We start from the raw sequence: 18,704 nt of genomic DNA, 5'->3' as shown, positions 1-18,704 counted from the left end.
AGAAATACAGGCATTCACGATGTGATTCTGTGTATATTGTGGACAGCAAAAAGCCTGCTCAAGGAGCAGGCTTCCGGTTTCAACATTTTATACAGACTTGCGCCAGTTAGAACGATACATCAGATACAGGAAATACGGTGTTCCAATGATCGCAATGAGTATGCCTGATGGAATCTCGGTCGGTGCCATGACGGTTCTGCCGATGGTATCGGCGAGCACCAGCATCACTGCACCCGCTAATGCGGACAGGAACATGGATCGTCTTAACTTATTCCCCGTCAACAGCCTTACCATATGGGGAGCAATCAGACCGATAAAACCGACGGTTCCTACACAAGCAACAGCACCTGCTGCAAGCAATACACCAACTGTCATGGCCAATAATCGTGTACGGCGCACACCCAATCCAAGCCCGGATGCACTATTATCGTCAAATACCAGCAGTTCGAATCGGCGTGCCAGCCACCATGCCACCGGTACCAGAATAACTAAAAATAATCCGATAACCTTCACCTGTTCCCAGGTACGAGCATAGGTACTCCCGGTTAGCCAGATATACCCGCTGCTCCCATATACAGCACCGCGAACAATCAGAATCTGAATACCTGCTCCAGCAATGGCAGACATCGCAATCCCGAGCAACACAACAGCAGACGGGTTCAGCCCTTTTTTCCAGGAGAGGGAGAATACCACCACTGCGGCAACGGCTGCACCTACAATTGCAGCAATCGGCAGCAAGTACATTGGAAGACCCGGCCATAAAATGATAACCATCATCGCTCCAAGCCCTGCACCAGAGGACACTCCAACAATGGAAGCATCCGCCAGCGGGTTACGTACCGCCATCTGAATGAGCACGCCGCTAATTGCAAGTGCTGCACCAGCACCTGCAGCAACAAGGGTACGTGGAATCCGAAGCTGAATCAACCCGGAGAACAGTCCATCCGACTGGAACAGACTCGGCAACAGATCAGCCAGCGGAATTCGCATACCGCCAAACATTGTGCTGAGCAGGATAAGCGCGACGGTAACGACTGAAAATAATGCGGCCATCGGACCAAATGCAAAGCGACGTGAAGGTGCTCCTGTGCTCATTGAAGTGGACATGCCTGAGCCGTTCGCCGCCTTCATGCGTGTAAGGACAAGCCAGATGAGCCATGGTGCACCAATGATTGCCATAACCGCACCTGTTGGCAGCTCCATGCTGGAGTTACGCACCATCTTGGCAAGTACATCCGCCCCAACCAGGAGTGCTGCTCCCCATATGAACACACCGGGTAACAGTAGTCGGTTGGAACGTACGCCGCTCAATCGAACCAGATGTGGCGCAACCAGTCCCACGAAACCAATCGGCCCAATCACACTGACGATGACTGCAGCCAGCAATACCGCGAGAATTAAGCCACCCGATCGAGCCAATCCTACCTTTTGCCCCAAGGATGAAGCCGTTGATTCATCCAGCTCCAGCATATCCCACTGTCTGGACAAGATTAACGCGAGAAGGGTAATGCCGATCACCCAAGGCCAAGCATAGGTCACACCACTCCAGTCATTCTGGACAAGTGTTCCGGAGCCCCAAAGAAATAACCCTTGCGTCTCCATGGAGAAAAAAATATGTAATGCGCTTGTAAATGAACCAAGCACCATCGATACAATCATACCGGACAATGCAAGCCGAACCGGGCTAGATGTACGCCCGCCGCCCATGAAATAAGCCGCAAATGCTGCAAGCAGGCCGCCAAGAGCTGCGAAGAGAAAAGGTGACTGACTTAACAAGCCTGGAAAAGCAATAGCTCCCAGCACCACCACAAAGTATGCGCCTGCATTAATGCCCAGCGTATCTGAAGCAGCCAGTGGATTACGAGTAATCGTCTGTAACAAAGCACCCGCAATAGCCAGTGCCCCACCTGCAAGAATACCAATGACTGTACGCGGCATACGCAAATCCCAAACCATATTGTGCTCTAATGTATCCTGTCTTCCTGAAAGTGCATCCCAGACGACATGCAGAGGAATAGCTGCCTCTCCATAACACAGACTTACAAAAAAAAGCACGATGAGAGCGGTTAGACCGCCCCCATATATGCTTATTGTGCGCCAATTCATCGTTGGCTTAGATCCTTGAACCGAACTCATTTGGTGATCGCCTCTACTACGCCATCAACCAGTACTTTGGAGGAAATTGGCCCACCAAATGTCCATGTTGTGCTATCCAGCTGATAGGTGCGTTTTTCCTTCACAAAGTTCAGTCCGTTCCAAACCGAGTTATCTTTCATGGCTGTGCCAAAGACGTCATCATCAGGCTGTGTAATATAAATGAAGTTACTGTCCTGCACATCGGATAAGGATTCAATGCCTACTGTAGAGAAGCCATAGTTCTCAACTTTCTCGGGCTTCCAATCGTTAACCAATCCAATTTTGTCCAATGTACCAATGACAACCGAGTTGTCGGTAAACATGCGCAGGCTGACTGCATTTTGATATGTGAACGCTTGTGTCAGTGCAAAGTTGAAGTTTTCTTTACCCGCAGCAGCCAGTTTTTCTTTGGCATCTGCATAGTGCTGATCGAGGTCACTAAGAACTTCTTTTGCTTTGTCTTCTTTACCAAGAGCAGTTGCAATGTTAGTGAAGATCTCTGTCATTTTGTCATAAGTATAACCATCACCATCATACGGATCGAATTCAATGGTTGGTGCAATTGCATTCAGTTGATCATAAACCGCATTATTATTATCTGCATTCGCAATGATGAGATCTGGCTTCAATGCAGCGATAGCTTCCAGATTCGGTTCACTGCGTGTTCCGATATCCGTAACACTGTCATCCAATGCTGCTTCAGATGTTACCCACACTTTATAATTAGCGTTATCCGCATTACCTACTGGTTGCACGCCCAGAGCAACGACATCTTCCGTATATGTCCATTCAAGTGTAACTACACGCTCTGCAGGCTTATCCAACTTAAGCTCTCCCCGTTTATGCTTCACGGTAACAGGACCCGCTGTTTCTTCAGCTGGAGCACTACCCGAATCAGTACCTTGACTTGTATCTGTTGTAGTCGTGGTTTTACCACAACCTGCCAAAACCAGCACAAAGGCCAGCATGATCAACAATCCGTTCAACCCTTTTTTCATATCTGTATCTCCCCTGTATATATGTATTTATATGATAACAATTATCATTATCACTATTGGATTATGCCGCAGGAACGGATTTTTGTCAATGGAAAGTACCTTATTCCAACTCTTTTATGCAATAAAAAAGGAAAGGGGGAGCTCAATGCCCATCCTTCCCTTCCATTGCCTCTCTGTTTGCATTAACTTAACTGCATCGTAGTGATGCATGTATTATCATTTTCGTATGTAGACAATTGCGTTTCTGCAACCTTTCCATCTCGAACAATACGAATCAGATAGGTTCGGTCTCTTGGCACCCAAAAATCCATAAATCCGTTCGCACCAGACTTGATCACTTCATCTTTCATAAAAGTGTTGCCTTGAGAATCATGAATGGTAACGCTGAATTCCTTATTGCTCATTTCCCCCTGACAACCGGTCAAGCTATGAATTGCACAGGGATGAGTCTGGTCCATATAGGGTGCAATGGAAAGGAAAAATTCATTCTCAGGCAAATCATATGTAGTCGTATGTTTATCTTGATCTGTGACGATTAATTGTTTGGCATTAATGGAGGCAGATTCCGGCTTCTCTTTTCCTGTGCTGATATCTTCCACCATTTTTCTGATGTTGGGTGCATCGGCTGTACCTGCCTCTTCCTTGCCCGTACTGCTTGCAAACAGGTAGGTCCCGATCACAATTACAACTGCAATACTTGCAATGATCCACATTTGTTTTTTCATCTGGAGTACATCTCCTCGTCCGTTTTCATTAAGTATAATGGAGAACTTACCATCATGGACCTATACGGCGAGGAATTCACCAGATATTCACATATATGGTTGGCTAATTATCGAACAACTCATATGTGAAATATCTGATTGAAAAGTTATCTGTTCATACTCTTACGTAAGGTGATACTCAACGTGCCATAATCCGCTCTGCCATTTCCTCGGCTTGCAGCACCGCTGACAATGGGTCGGACAGAAAATATCTATTCCAATCAAGATTAATAATCCGGCAGTGCTCTGTCTCGATCGATTTCTGCCATGGTTTGACTGAAGATGGCTTATCTGTCCCCTGTCTTGGGCCGTTATCCAACACCAACAGGTAATCCTCCAGATACCCGCCTACTGCACTCCGCGCAACGTCCAGGTATTCCAATCCCGGCTCCAGCAGCTCCTGGCGAACCTTGCCTGCCGGCTTCAAGTTCAGTAATCCGTAGGCTGCCTTACCTCCACGAGTTCCCGTATATCCTACAAGGGTAATCTGTTCTCCCCAGTTTGGATCAATCACTGTGAATGTCTTCTCTGTGGAGAACTTGCTGGTGATCGTTTGTCGTATAGCATGTACTCTCCGCCCGTATTCCTTAATCCAGGTTTCGGCTTCTGTATGGCGATTCAGAATACGTCCCATCTCACGGATCTCCTCCTCGACAGAGCCGTACCCACTCCCTCCATAGACAACCGTAGGTGCAATCCGCGCATAGGAAGCGTAGGCAGCAGGATTCCAGGTGATAATCAGGTCCGGTTCCAGTTCAAGCACCTTTTCAACCGAAATAAAATTATGATTGCCGATATCCTGTACTTGGTCACAGATATAAGGCTCCAGCATTTGGTTGCTTTCAATCAGGGAATGCGGCGCTCCAAGAGGTGTCACACCCAGTGCCAGTACTTCTCCTAAATTCCAGTCCACAACAACACGACTAGGTTTAACCGGTATCGTAATCTCGCCCATGATTGAGGCAAACACCCGAGTTCTGGCTCTTGGCACCGCAGGCGCCGAGTACTTCCTCATCTGGTTTCCTGTCTGGTCTGTATTCTCTTGAGCTGGCCGAGTCTGGTCAGCTTCAACTATGGGTACCGTTCGTTCGCTCCATTCCGGATAATGACTTTCCAGAAGGGAAAGTGGTTGGCATGTATTCGGGGCTACATTTGATATGCCACTGTCTTGACGCTTTCTGTAAACCCCCGGAGAAACCCCGTAATGTTTCTTGAAATAGCGACTTAGTGTATAGCCGTTCTCATAGCCTACTCTCTCGGCGATTTCCTGTAAGGTCCCTTTCGTACTTACCAGTAGTTTCATCGCCTGTTCCATCCGAATCTGTGACAGCACACGACTGGGACTTGTGTTCAATTGAAGCTGAAACAATTGGTTCAGATACCTCGGACTGCAATCCAGCATGCCAGCTACCTGTTCCATTTTGAGTGGTTCCCCATAGTGACGGTTCAAATACCGCACCGCCTGATCCACCCGATCCAGCTTCGTATGGTTCTTCCTCTGCTCTTGCATTTGTTTCAGCATCTCGGCGAGCCATTCGTAGAACAACGCCTTGGTTTGAATCCGGCCTGTTGACTGTAGTTCATTCCACTGTCTGCCTATCCATTGCATGATTTCAATTAAAGGCAATGGATACTTTGGTTCAAACCCAAAACTGACTTGCAGAGAATCTGCCCCAGTATTGGTTAGGGAATTCTCCTTATTGGCCCTCTCTGTCTCTGGTGACGAATAAGACAACATATGTATTTCCATCTGTTTCTTAGCCAGACAATTCAGACGCGTTCCTTTGGAGGCGTGCAGAACATAAGCTCCTTTAATCTGATGCATCGCTTCCCCAAGCCAGATCTTCCCTCTGCCCTTCGTAACCAATAAAAAAGCATTCGAAGGAAGCGTCCACGTATCAGGATCTTCATTGATATTAACGGTCATGTTTCGAATATCCAGTAATCGGATGGTTATTTGCTCCCATAATGCCCCGTATTCTTCTATGTTCATCGTCATGGACCTTTCTATTATTTCTCGTTACCATATCCAAAGCTTTGCCTCATCATATATGATAATCATTCTCAGTTCAACCTGTCGATTGAGTTCTGAAATGGGTATGCTTTCGCTTCCGAATCGGTTATTGTGCAATCACATGTTTCCCTCTAGAGTTATATTAAATGAAAATCATTATCAATTAGAAAGAGGGTTCGTCATGTTGTTTAAGAAAGCTTGGTATCGTATGGCCCTGCCGGTTTTACTGATCACGGCCTTATTCATGAGTGGTTGTACCCGAAGCGAGAGCGTGGAGCCAGCCGCGACAGAAACAGAAAACACCGCACCACAGACAAGAACACTTTCCACAATGATGGGAGACGTTACCGTGCCCCTCACTCCGGAGCGGGTTGTCGTCGACTGGAATATAGGACATGTTCTGGCTGTCGGCGTAACACCTGTTGGTGTGCCGAGCAGCCTGCTGGATTATGGCATGTTTCTGCGTGACAAACTTGTGGATAGCGCGGATCTGGGTAACCATAGTGAGGTTTCACTTGAGAAAATGGTAGAGTTGGAACCGGATCTGATTATCACATGGGATCAGGAGAAATTTCAGACCTATTCCAAAATTGCTCCGACTGTCGTATTCGTGCCCGATCAGTATGATTCCATGGAAGACGAGGTAACCGCCATGGGCGAGATTCTGAATCGAGAAGCAGAAGCCATCGCGTGGAACGAAACATTTAAACAACGGATCGCAGCGGCTCAGGCCAAAATCAAAGACGTAATTCCTGACGATGCCACCTTCACTGTTGCCGATTTTAACTTTTTGAAGAATCCCGCCATTATCGGCAACAGTGCCAATCGTGGTGGAAGAGCAGCTTATGAATTGCTGGGACTGACTCCGGCACCCAAGGTGAAGTCCGAACTTCTGGACCAAGGTAAAGAAAACCTGGAGGCTAGCGCAGAGGTATTTGGAGAGTACGTGGGTGATTACCTGCTGATGATGGTTACGGAAGGCACGAAGGATCATTCCCTGTTGCCTAACGTCTGGGATAACCTGCCTGCGGTTCAGAACAATCATATCTTCAAACTGGATATCCATAAATATTTCACCGCTGATCCCTATACCTCCATTCTACAAGCAGAAGAGATCGCAGATCGACTCGCAAGTGGACAAACGGAGCTGAATTAGAGTGAGTCTCAAATTAATGAAGCCTGGGATACCTGCGAACGCTGGAAAGCCTGCGAAACTTAAAGTGTTCGGACTAGCATGAGCATCGAATCCTGAATGTACAAGAACGTGTGCTTTAAGTGCCAGCAAGCGCTAACGAATCTGAGGCGTCTTATTCAACGATTTGAAGCCACTTCAGAAATCTAAGGAACTTGAGACACGCTATATTCGAATAAAAAGTGGTTTTCAGTGCTTTTATGAGGAGATTTTGATAGATAACGTGTCTGATGTTCCTTAAAATTTGAAAAGAGGAACTGATGGCCTATTAAGAAGTCCTGAGTTCCTTAGAAAGTCATCTAGCCATCCTTAGATAATCGGTCTATCCATTCGCCAAGATCGGCAGTCTGGGTTTCAAGACTTTTTATCCAGTTCAAAAAAAAGTACAGATACAGCGCCACCAGAATGATTCAGGTGGCGTTTTTGTTTGGCTTGAATATGATGATACGCAAGAGCCCGACGCAATTTCGAGGCAATCTCGACGTTGTTCGGGCTCTTCAGATTGCCTTCCATGCGCGCAAACCTATCTACGTATTGGAGAGGGCTTTGTTTTTTTCATAGAACCGGGCATTGTGAGAGGATACACCTGCCATATCAGAAGCACCAGGTTCCAGATACATCTTGGCACTGTTAACCGCGAGTACCGCATCGTTAAAAGCACCCGCGATCAGCCTGACTTTGCTTCCATAGGTGATAAAGTCCCCTGCTCCAAATACGCCAGGAAGGTTGGTACGCATTCGCTGATCAACGGATACGCCGTAGTCCTCCCGCGCCAGTCCCCATTGCACGAGGTTGCCAAAATCACGATCATACCCATGGCTTACGACGACTTCATCCACCTCCACATGTGTGATCTCACCGGTTTCTGCATGGGCCAGTTCGACACGATCAATTTGGTCACCTGTACCGTATAAGCGAGAGATACTATATGGTGTCATGACGTTCGCTTGAGCTTTCATCTGAGCAACTGGCGACTCGTGTCCGGTAAACTCATGGCGTCTGTGTGCTACCGTAACTTCACTTGCTATCTTGCTCATTTCATTTGCCCAGTCGACTGCTGAATCACCGCCGCCCGAGATCAGAACACGTTTCCCGGCAAATCGGGACAGATCAGTTATCGTATAATGCAGATTCGTCAGCTCATACCGATTGGCACCGTCGATATCCAGCTTTTGCACCTGAGTCATGCCTCTGCCTGCACATAACATAATGGTACGTGTGTAATGACGCTCACCTGTTTTGGAGATGAGTACAAATACTCCATCCTCACGTCGCTCAAGCTCAGCAATTTCCTGCCCAAACACAATCGTTGGGTCGAATGTTCTCGCTTGTCTTTCCAGCGATTCAATTAGCTGCTCGCAGCGAATCGGATCAACCCCGCCCACGTCCCAGATTAGCTTCTCCGGGTATGTACGCATGAATCCGCCCAGTTCCTGTTTGGCTTCGATGATTTTGGTGCGCATGGCTCTCATGCCACTGTAAAAGGAGGCGTACATTCCAGCAGGTCCCCCGCCAACGATGGTAATATCATAAATATCCAGTTGATTCGCTGTAGTCATCTATGGCACCAACTTTTCAACAACATAGTCCATTAACTTTACAGAACCAATCGGGCCTACACCAGATACAAATTCACTCGTCTTCAGTGGGAAAACATGATCATTCTTCACAGCCTCCAGATTCGCCCACACCTGACTTGCTTTCAGATCTTCCATGGATTTCGTCGTGTCATAACCTACGAGAGTTCTGTCTTCGAGGAAAATATAGTCCGGATTCATCTCAGGCAAGAATTCTAACGAGAACTGGCTAAACCAATCTGTAGAGTCTTTGATCGCTTCAGGACTATTCAGGCCCAAGATATCATAGAAGAAAACACTGCTGCTTCCTCCTTTGGGGCCCATAAAACGGTAACGATTGTGCTCCACACGAAGAACCAATACGGTCTTGTCTCCAAGGGCTGCCGCAATTTTTTCTTTGGCTTGGGCTGCTTTCTCATCGAATTCAGCCAGTACTTTGGCTGATTCCTCAGTCTTGTCGAATATGGCTGCCAGCTTCGGCATGGCACGTTTCATTTCGCTGTTGGCATCCAGTGCCACCGTTGGAGCAATTTTGGACAACTCGTCATATACGCCCTGTTCCATACCTTCGCCTGCTGTAAGGATCATATCCGGTGACAACGCAAGCAATTGCTCATAGTTATATTGATACTGCTCGACTTCGATAACCTGAACTCCGTGTTCTTTAAAATAGGCAGGCCGGTATTCCGCTTCAACTTCCGGAGTTAGCAAAACCATTTGGGGTGTAACCCCCATCTCAATCAGGTACTCGGCATAGATCGAATCGAACACCATTAAATTTTGAGGATTGGCAGGAATCGTAACTTCGCCAAACTGATCCTGTACCACTTTAGTTCCGCTTGCATCCCCTGCATCTTCCGTTGTAGTTGCTGCGCCTTCTGTCTGCACCTCTGCTGTCCCAGCTGTTTCATTTTCTTCTTTTGTTCCACCAGAACATGCCGCCAGCATTACACTGATCACCAATAGCATGATGCCCAACCCTTTGAATCTTCGTAACATGATATACTTCGCCCCTTATGTACATTGATAATGATAATTATTATCAAATACTATCAAATAAGAAGTGTCTGTTCCATAGCATATCGTGCGTATTCAGTTGGATTATTGTGCTCTTCCATGATGAGATTTCATAAGATGGCGAATGATCTGATTGAGAATCAAAGTATGTCCCGTAATGCCTTGACCATCCACCCACAGATGAGTATCTACGTAGAATACCCGGTTATTTTTCACAGCCTTCAGGTCTTTCCACTGCGGACTCTCCCATAGTTTCCTCATATTCTCTTCAGCACTAAAGTGTTGCATGATCCGTTTCTCTACAAAGAGGTAGTCGGGATCGGCTTGTGTGAGCAGTTCAAGCGAACATGGATTAAACCAGGCTGCACCTGAATGCAGTGCTTGCGGCAGTGCTAATCCAAGCTGTTCATATAACAAGTATGATACCCCGTGAGAATGCCCTCCCAGATATCGATAACCAAATGCTTCTACCCTTAGCAGCATAACTGTGGATGCGGATTGAATAATGGCTTGCAACTGTCGCTTAGCCACACTGACCTCGTGTTTCATCTGCTGATGCAGTCCATGAGCCTCTTCTTCTTTAAGAAACCAGGCTGCCAATTGATCGAGCATCGGTTCCACATCTTGATGAAGTCCGGTTAGAATCGGTGCAATTGTGCGCAGCTCCCTTTTGACCTCTTCGGTTAATACATTTCCAATCAACATCTCCGGTTGAACTTGCCGAACAAGTTCGATCTCCACTTCGTACTGTGTAACCTCCAACATTTTTACTCCATGCGCTGTAAATTGTTCCCGATGATGTGGAGACAACAGGATCGGGGTAACCACTACCGCATGAGGGATGACACCCAGATGAATCATGATTTCGCCGCAGATGGGAGACAGTGTCACGATCTTTCGCTGTGTCATCGTCTGCTTATACATCTTAGGTGATACGCCAGTCAATTGTTTGAAACGTCGGCTGAAATAATGAGCATCTTCATATCCGGACTTTTTGGCAATATCCTGAGAAGTTGCTGCGGTTAATATGAGTTCTTCCTGTGCGCGATAGATTCGGTAGTGGGCCAGATAATCCAGAGGTGGCTTACCATATCGTTCACTAAATTTGCGGGAATAATGCCACGGACTCGTACCGGCAATCTGAGCTAACTGTGTACGTGTAATGACCTGATCATAATGCTGCTGCATGTAGTCAATGGAGCGAAGTATACCGTGTTCTGGCTTCAACTCGCTATCCGGCTGTTTGCGATATAGATTACTTAACATCTCATACAACAACTGCTGATGGCTAACCCTTCCTGCACTCTGATCCTCTGTATGCAACTCACTCCAATGCTGAATCATACTTGCCAGAGCTCCACCGGACAGTTGCACTTTCTGGTACGCCTCGCCTGACGGTAACCACCATTCGAACTTCTCAGCTTCTCGTCCATCATGCAGCACCGAATATGTATCGAACTGAACATGCCAGCCTGCCAGATCCAGGTTGCCACCTTCAATGACCTCCATTACGGAGTTCTCTTCAAGCGCAATTAATTCGCCAAAGGAGACGTGGACCCGGTGTCCATTGATATTCCAGATCGCTTTGCCATCAATAATAAATATCAACGTGTGACTGGGAAAGTGGTGCAGTTCGCCTTTCGTTATCCATGCATTGGTTAATACCTTCGTCGACTTCCACTGAGCGATCCATTCCATGTTGTCAGACATATCGTTATCCTTTCCAAGGGATTAATCATCCTGAATGTACGTTTCACTATATCAAAATACATGACAACCCCATATCCAACAAGCTATGGCATGATAAAATGGTGGAACAGCTACTATACATTTCATACATATATTGTTGGGATAGAAACAAAAAAAGCCCGTACCATCAGGTACAAGCTCTCTTACAACGGTAACAATCCTTTTTAATACTACGTTTCTATATTTTACTCAATATTAACTTTTGGCGACGTGTATCCCTATTTCTGTCTTCTTCCCGCTATCCAATACGTCAGTCCACCAGAGACAGCGAAAGCAATGACTACACCAATGCAGGTGTGTAACAGATTCAGGCTACCCTCTTCCATGAAGAGCGGGAGACTGATCAGGCTCGGATTTCCAACCATAGCAAATGCCTTAACAGATAACAAACCAAAATACAGTCCACCCGCAGCTCCACCTAGCAATGCCGCGTAGAAAGAGGATCTCTTTCTCATGTTGACCGCATATAGTGCAGGCTCTACAACCCCCAGGAGTGCTGTACCCGTAGCCCAGAGAGCCAGTCTTCTGGACGATTGCTCCTTCGAGCGCAATCCATTTGCAAGCGCAGCCCCTGCTTGTCCAACAATCGCCACTATCATGGATGCAATCACCACGGAACCACCATTCATAACCATTTCATTCATGATGATGGCCAGTAACCAGTAATGTAATCCCGTAACCAACATCAGCGAGAATACCCCTCCCAGTAACATTATCGTCACCACTGGAGCCTTAGCTAACAGTGAATCCAATGCCTCGGGTAGATACGCATCGATCCAAGTGCCGACTGGACCAAGAATCATTAATACTAGTGGAACAAGAATCAGTAACGTCAGGAATGGAGCAACCATCCCTTTGGAGAATATTGGACTCCATCGTTCAACGACTCTTTCCAGATAGGATGCTGCACAGATCGTTAGAATGACCCAGATGGCCGTCGTGTAAAAAGCAGGCTGGGACACGAGTGGCAGACCCAGGAAGTGCACCTCTTGTTCACCCGACATCAGCATGGTCATTTCCGGATAGAACATCAATCCGCCAATAGATGCAGCCACATAGATATTGCTCTTCAACCGATACGATACGCTTATGGCTACCAATACAGGCAGTAGATAGAATACACTCTCACCAATGATTCTAAATATCGTAAAGGTCTGGCTGTCCATCAATGCAGAAGATTCCGCTGAACTGTATGTATCCACTAGCGTAATCATAGCGAGTACAATCTTAATAACGGCGGCGCCGAGAATCACAGGCATCAAGGGCCTGAACACATCGGATACAAAATGTAAGATCGAGAATCGATTCTTCTTCGAATGTCCTGCTTCCCGCAATCCTGTTCCTTCCGCTTCCCCCACACCCTGAAGCGCATTGAAGATCAGGGAAGATTCATCTTTTATTGACAGATGACACTTCTCACCCGTTACCCGAATATCTGCCATATCAACTGTGGTTGCCAGAACCGACATATCTAATTGGCTGCTATCCTTCAGTACCAACGTTGTTGTACCTTTATCATGTTCTACGAGCTTGATGTTGTCCTTCCCACCTGCGAGTTTCAACCAATCTTCAATCTGTCTGTCATGCATATGTACAATCTCCTCATGTTACGGTAAACCCGTGTTTTGTGATGTTCCACTCTAATATGCCTCTATCTATATAGACATTTCCACGAAAGAACTTCAATAGGATAAATAAACTAATTTCCCTTTCATTTCATGTTTATTTGCACAAGGTATATTGACCTAAGTTATTATCTAGGTAGCAAAAAAGCCTGCAAAAGTGCAGGCTTCTTACATATCTTCTATTTAATTCATGCCCTTATGACAATGCCAACATGGCGTTCATATCTTCTTCTGCCGTTGTAATTAACTTCAGACCGAACATATCCACGAGTACATCCAAGACACCTTCGGATATGAATTCAGGCGGTTTGGGTCCAATCCGAATGTCCTGAATGCCCAGGCTGAACAGGCCGAGCAGGATCGCAACTGCTTTTTGCTCAAACCAGGACAGCACGATGCTGACTGGCAATTCGTTCACGGTACAGTCAAAAGCATCCGCCAAAGCCATGGCAATTTTCACCGTAGAACCGGAATTATTGCATTGACCCAGATCGATGTAACGCGGTATGCCCGTGTCTCCAACCGTACCATAATCCACATCGTTGAAGCGGAACTTGCCACAAGACGTCGTCAGAATTACAGTATCATTCGGCAATGATGTTGCGAGCTCACGATAGTAGTTGCCGCCTTTGCCTGGTGCATCACAGCCTGCAATAACGAAGAATCGACGGATATGACCGTCTTTCACCGCTTGAATTATCTCGGGCGCAAGCCCGATCACGGTCTCATGATGGTACCCTGTCGTTAAGACTTGCTCGGACTGTATATCGGCCGCAGGTAGTGACAATGCGCGTTCAATCAGGGGTGAGAAGTCGTCCTCTGCAATTTTGGCAACACCCTCCAGACCCGCCACTTCGTACGAGAAAAAGCGGTCTGCATAAGTGCCTTTGATCGGCATGACACAGTTGGTGGTTGCGAGAATCGCACCCGGGAATTGTTCGAACAGTCTTCTTTGATCGTACCATGCTTTGCCGATATTGCCCTTGAGATGGGCGTATTTCTTCAACGCCGGATAACCGTGTGCAGGCAACATTTCCGAGTGAGTATAGATGTTGATTCCTTTCCCTTCGGTTTGACGCAGCAACTCTTCCAAAGCATACAGATTATGTCCCGTTACCACGATACACTGTCCTTCGATCTGGTTCTGACTAACCGTTATCGGTTGCGGTACACCAAAGCGGTCCGTGTGCGCTCGGTCCAGTACGTCCATAATACGGATGGCTGCATTACCTACCTTCATCGCCATCTCCAGATGTTCCTGCACATTAAAATTCGAGTTCGTTAATGTCATATATAATGCCTCATGTGTAATCCGATCCACCTCAGGATCAGAATATCCCAACTGGCGTGCGTGTGTCGCATAAGCAGCGATTCCTTTTAACGCAAAGATCATCGTATCCTGCAGGCTAGCGATTGTTTCGTTTTTGCCACATACTCCTACCACGGTACACCCGCCACTCGGCGTCTGCTCGCATTGATAACAAAACATATGGATTCCCCTCCAAACTTAAATTAAACGCAGTTCGTTATGTAATAGCGTAACAGACCCTGATATGAGCTAGTGTGATGGTGCACACAGTTTCTGATTTAACATCTATATATGTTTCTCTGAGACTATCATCCAATCCACACCCTTCCTCCCAACATATAGTATTCAATAGACCAATCTGTCCGATCAGCCAGGTTGTCTATAAGCAGAGGAGGAATGTACTTTGAATAAACCTGTGTCGATCTCGCGGACGTATCCACGTCTGGCCGTGTATAGTCAAGAGAATTTCAGAGGATTACGTAGAGTATACCGTGGTAACTTGGGTATTGCCGATATTGACGCTGTCCTGACCGGGATTGAGAGTCTGCGATTCTTCTCGACCAATCCAAACGCTACGCTTGTACTGTTTGATCGGTCACGCTTTCGTGACAATTTCTTTATCTTGCGGGGAAATCGCAGCATTCGCGAACTGGATGACATCCTTAGAAGAGGTGACGTGGAGTCATTAATCGCTTCGAATCAGCGTTTAACGGCAGCACAGGTTCGCAGAATCCAGCGTACAGGAAACCTGCCTCCAGGGTATCGTCTGATTTAGACGTTTCGCTTGGTGATAACCAGCTTTAAGATTCATTCCAGTGGTGCATGTTTTGTCTGTGCATCACTGGAAATAATAATATTGGAAAAGAAGCATATCTCCGCTCATTATGAAAAATACTGTGTACAGCTAAAAACGTATTCATTCCATAATTTTAAAAAAATACGGAAATGAAACGATTCTAGATTTTGTCCGTAAGGGTAATACACAGAGAAATCTAATATTCAAGGAGCTGGTCAATTGCAACATTACAGACACAGTGCAGATGAAACCCTTCAGGATGTACAGAGTTCCTCCAAAGGGCTCACAACTTCTGAAGCTGCCAAGAGACTTGAAACGGAAGGATATAATGAGCTAAAAGGCAAAGATGCAACGCCAGTATGGAAACTGTTCCTCGAAAATTTCAAAGATCCGATGGTTATCGTGCTGCTGATTGCAGCCGCCGTACAGGTTGTACTTGGACACCTGATTGAATCGTTGATCATATTCCTGGTTATTTTGCTTAACGCAGTAATCAGTGTCGTGCAGACCAAAAAAGCCGAGAGTTCGCTCGACGCGCTGAAACAAATGTCGGCTCCTGAAGCCAAGGTCATTCGTGACGGGCAGAAAAAGACCATCCCGGCGAGAGAACTCGTTCCCGGTGATATTGTAATGCTGGATGCAGGCGATTATGTCCCGGCAGACGGGCGAATTCTGGAATCAGGAAGTTTGAAAATCAATGAAGGCATGCTGACCGGAGAATCCGAAGCAGCCGAGAAACATGCCGATACCATTTCGGATGAAGCTCCTATCGGAGATCGTCGCAATATGGCCTTCAGTGGCTCACTGGTCGTATATGGACGGGGCATGCTGGTTATTACAGGCACGGCTCTCAAAACGGAAATTGGCAAAATTGCCGAACTGATTGAAAATGCCGAAGCCAAGAACACACCTTTACAGCGCAAGTTGGAATCATTCAGCAAAAAACTGGGCTTTTTCATCCTGGGCTTATCGATTCTCATCTTTGGCATTGAAGCCGGTCGTGTATGGTTGACCGAGGGTACGGAGAATATCGGACCATCCATCGTGAATGCACTCATGTTTGCTGTAGCTGTTGCAGTTGCTGCCATTCCTGAGGCACTATCCTCCATTGTGACGATCGTGTTGTCACTCGGAACCAATAAGATGGCCAAACAACATGCGATCATTCGCAGACTGCCTGCCGTGGAAGCACTCGGTTCTGCCAGCATCATCTGTACGGACAAAACAGGAACGCTAACTCAGAACAAGATGACTGTCGTGGATTATTACATTCCCCATGGCACCAAGGACGAATTCCCCGATGATCCCGATCAGTGGTCGGAAGAGGAACGACGTTTATTACATATTGCAGTGCTCTGCAATGATTCGAATATTAACCAGGAAGGCAAGGAGCTGGGTGACCCTACCGAAGTGGCTCTCATCGCCTTCAGCAACCGGGTGAACAAGGATTACAATGAAATCCGTGACCAGTTTCCACGTGAAGCCGAGCTTCCTTTTGACTCGGATCGGAAACTCATGAGTACGGTTCATACGTTTGAGGGACAGACGGCTTTGCTGACCAAAGGTGGCCCCGATGTGCTGTTCAGCCGCTGTAGTCATGTGTTTATCAACGGCGAAGTTCAGCCCCTCACACCCGAGATTCGCACACAATTTGAAGAAAAAAATGAGGCATTCTCCAAACGCGCCTTCCGTGTATTGGCCTATGCATACAAAAAATTTGATGATAAAAACCAGGTTACGATTGATGACGAGCATGATCTGACACTGGTTGGACTGACTGCAATGATTGACCCACCGCGTGAAGCGGTATACAGCTCTATTGAAGAGTCCAAAAAAGCAGGCATTCGCACCATCATGATCACCGGAGATCACAAAACGACGGCTCAGGCCATCGGTGTGGATATCGGACTTGCCGAACCGGATGATCTTGCCATTACCGGAGCCGAACTGGACAAAATGTCCGATGAAGAGCTGGATCAAAAACTCGAACATATCTCGGTATACGCCAGAGTATCACCTGAGAACAAAATCCGAATCGTGCGTGCATGGCAGCGCAAAGGTAAAGTTGCAGCCATGACCGGAGATGGGGTCAATGACGCACCTGCACTAAAACAGGCCGACATCGGCGTAGCGATGGGTAGCGGTACGGATGTCGCCAAGGATGCGGCTGCCATGATTCTGACAGACGATAACTTTGTCTCCATCGTGAATGCGGTCAGTGTAGGGCGGATGGTATTTGATAATATCAAAAAAGCCATCGCTTACCTGTTTGCCGGTAACCTCGGCGCCATTATCGCCATTTTATTTGCCTTGATCGTCGGCTGGGTTAATCCATTTACAGCCCTTCAGCTGCTGTTCATCAACCTGGTGAACGACTCCCTGCCAGCCATTGCTTTGGGTACAGAGAAGCCCGAGCCAGATGTCATGCGTCGTAAACCACGTGATATTAACGAGGGTATCTTCGCAGGTGGAACCCTGCAGGCTGTGATTACGCGTGGTGTCCTGATTGGTGCAGCTGTTATTGTGTCCCAATATATCGGACTTGGTATCTCGGAGGAAATCAGTGTAGCTATGGCCTTCACCACCTTGATTCTGGCACGCAGTCTGCAAACATTTGCAGCACGTTCCAACACACAGACCATCTTCCAGGTGGGCTTCATGACGAATAAATTCGTGCTTGGCTCCATCCTGGTATGTCTCTGTCTCTACGCAATCACACTGATTCCAGGTGTGCGCGGTGTCTTCGCCATCCCGGACACCTTCGGCTGGAATGAGTTCCTGATTGCAGGTGGACTCGCTCTTGCTGCCGTCATTCTGATGGATGTCATCAAGTGGATTCGCAATCGTGGCAAACAAGTTACTGCGGCATAAGCTCTGCAGATATCATATGCACAAACAGGCGCCCCTTATCGGAGCGCCTGTTTTATGCCAAAAGCAATCCATCGTCCATCGATATCCTCGATCACAAACTCCTTGTTATTATAGTCTGTATGATTGAGGGTACGAACGATTTTCACATCTGCGTCGATCCATTCCTTTTGAAGCTCTTCCTGGTTCTTGGTAATAAAATATGCATCATATCCATAACCATATAATTCTCTGTTGGGAATTACCTTTTGTCCATTACTTTGGGTTAAAATAATTTCGGTAAGATCACGATAAAGACAGATATGAGGTTCCGTGGCATCGAGGTATTCGACCACACGAAAGCCCATCTTTTTTTCATAAAACTGTGCTGTTCGCTTCATATCCAACGTCGGAAATACGCTGTGGGACATTAATAGTAAGTGATTCATACTGTAATCTCCTTAAAATATAATTAAATTAGTTATGTATTCCAACGACCACATTACCCAATTTCAGGGAAAAAGTCTATAAATCCGACTCAGCATCACTTAAATTTTACTTAGAATGCGCAAAATATAGTATGACATTATTGCCATATAATAAAATGAAGTGTAAAATAATATATTGCTTTTCAACACATTTTCATCAAAGTTCTATCCCAATTCACATTCATAGATAAG

Annotated in this window: 13 protein-coding genes; 3 read left to right on the top strand and 10 right to left on the bottom strand. The window is 46.6% G+C overall.

The window, feature by feature from the left end:
* Nucleotides 1–87 precede the first annotated feature (87 nt).
* From ACTHPG_RS15595 to ACTHPG_RS15580, 4 genes are all read right to left on the bottom strand, one after another.
* Entirely contained in the window at nucleotides 88–2,136 is a 2,049-nt protein-coding gene (locus ACTHPG_RS15595) for an iron ABC transporter permease (protein WP_440390501.1), read from the bottom strand.
* Complete coding sequence (locus ACTHPG_RS15590) at nucleotides 2,133–3,134, bottom strand: ABC transporter substrate-binding protein (protein ID WP_440390500.1); 1,002 nt, start codon at nucleotides 3,132–3,134, stop codon at nucleotides 2,133–2,135. Before ACTHPG_RS15590 ends, ACTHPG_RS15595 begins: the two co-directional genes overlap by 4 nt.
* Before the next feature lie 182 nt (nucleotides 3,135–3,316).
* Nucleotides 3,317–3,859, bottom strand: a complete 543-nt coding sequence (locus tag ACTHPG_RS15585) for a CueP family metal-binding protein (RefSeq protein WP_440390499.1) — start codon at nucleotides 3,857–3,859, stop codon at nucleotides 3,317–3,319.
* A gap of 178 nt (nucleotides 3,860–4,037) precedes the next feature.
* Nucleotides 4,038–5,891, bottom strand: coding sequence for a helix-turn-helix domain-containing protein (locus ACTHPG_RS15580; RefSeq protein ID WP_440390498.1), 1,854 nt, complete (start codon nucleotides 5,889–5,891; stop codon nucleotides 4,038–4,040).
* A gap of 202 nt (nucleotides 5,892–6,093) precedes the next feature.
* Here ACTHPG_RS15580 and ACTHPG_RS15575 point away from each other — a divergent pair, with 202 nt between their 5' ends.
* Nucleotides 6,094–7,068, top strand: coding sequence for an ABC transporter substrate-binding protein (locus ACTHPG_RS15575; RefSeq protein ID WP_440390497.1), 975 nt, complete (start codon nucleotides 6,094–6,096; stop codon nucleotides 7,066–7,068).
* Between the two features lie 563 nt (nucleotides 7,069–7,631).
* Here ACTHPG_RS15575 and ACTHPG_RS15570 read toward each other — a convergent pair.
* The 5 genes from ACTHPG_RS15570 to hcp all read right to left on the bottom strand — a co-directional run bounded on the left by ACTHPG_RS15570 (nucleotide 7,632) and on the right by hcp (nucleotide 14,561).
* Complete coding sequence (locus ACTHPG_RS15570; protein WP_440390496.1) at nucleotides 7,632–8,663, bottom strand: NAD(P)/FAD-dependent oxidoreductase; 1,032 nt, start codon at nucleotides 8,661–8,663, stop codon at nucleotides 7,632–7,634.
* Nucleotides 8,664–9,680: an ABC transporter substrate-binding protein gene (locus tag ACTHPG_RS15565; protein WP_440390495.1), complete on the bottom strand. Its 1,017-nt coding sequence runs from the start codon at nucleotides 9,678–9,680 to the stop codon at nucleotides 8,664–8,666.
* 102 nt (nucleotides 9,681–9,782) lie between these two features.
* Nucleotides 9,783–11,408, bottom strand: coding sequence for a helix-turn-helix domain-containing protein (locus tag ACTHPG_RS15560; protein WP_440390494.1), 1,626 nt, complete (start codon nucleotides 11,406–11,408; stop codon nucleotides 9,783–9,785).
* A 257-nt stretch (nucleotides 11,409–11,665) separates the two neighbouring features.
* Entirely contained in the window at nucleotides 11,666–13,036 is a 1,371-nt protein-coding gene (locus ACTHPG_RS15555; protein WP_440390493.1) for a PTS transporter subunit EIIC, read from the bottom strand.
* Between the two features lie 232 nt (nucleotides 13,037–13,268).
* On the bottom strand, nucleotides 13,269–14,561 hold the full coding sequence (gene hcp / locus ACTHPG_RS15550) for a hydroxylamine reductase (RefSeq protein WP_440390492.1): 1,293 nt from the start codon (nucleotides 14,559–14,561) through the stop codon (nucleotides 13,269–13,271).
* A 223-nt stretch (nucleotides 14,562–14,784) separates the two neighbouring features.
* Here hcp and ACTHPG_RS15545 point away from each other — a divergent pair, with 223 nt between their 5' ends.
* Nucleotides 14,785–15,156, top strand: coding sequence for a hypothetical protein (locus ACTHPG_RS15545; protein WP_440390491.1), 372 nt, complete (start codon nucleotides 14,785–14,787; stop codon nucleotides 15,154–15,156).
* Between the two features lie 240 nt (nucleotides 15,157–15,396).
* A complete protein-coding gene (locus tag ACTHPG_RS15540) occupies nucleotides 15,397–18,048 on the top strand; it encodes a cation-translocating P-type ATPase (protein ID WP_440390490.1) in 2,652 nt (883 codons plus the stop codon).
* A 35-nt stretch (nucleotides 18,049–18,083) separates the two neighbouring features.
* Here the strand turns inward: ACTHPG_RS15540 and ACTHPG_RS15535 are convergent, their stop codons facing one another.
* Entirely contained in the window at nucleotides 18,084–18,473 is a 390-nt protein-coding gene (locus tag ACTHPG_RS15535) for a VOC family protein (RefSeq protein ID WP_440390489.1), read from the bottom strand.
* Nucleotides 18,474–18,704 lie beyond the last annotated feature (231 nt).

Origin of the sequence: Paenibacillus sp. SAF-068 (assembly GCF_051967555.1) — a bacterium.
Lineage (GTDB): Bacteria > Bacillota > Bacilli > Paenibacillales > Paenibacillaceae > Paenibacillus.
This window is presented reverse-complemented; position numbering and strand designations above follow the sequence as displayed.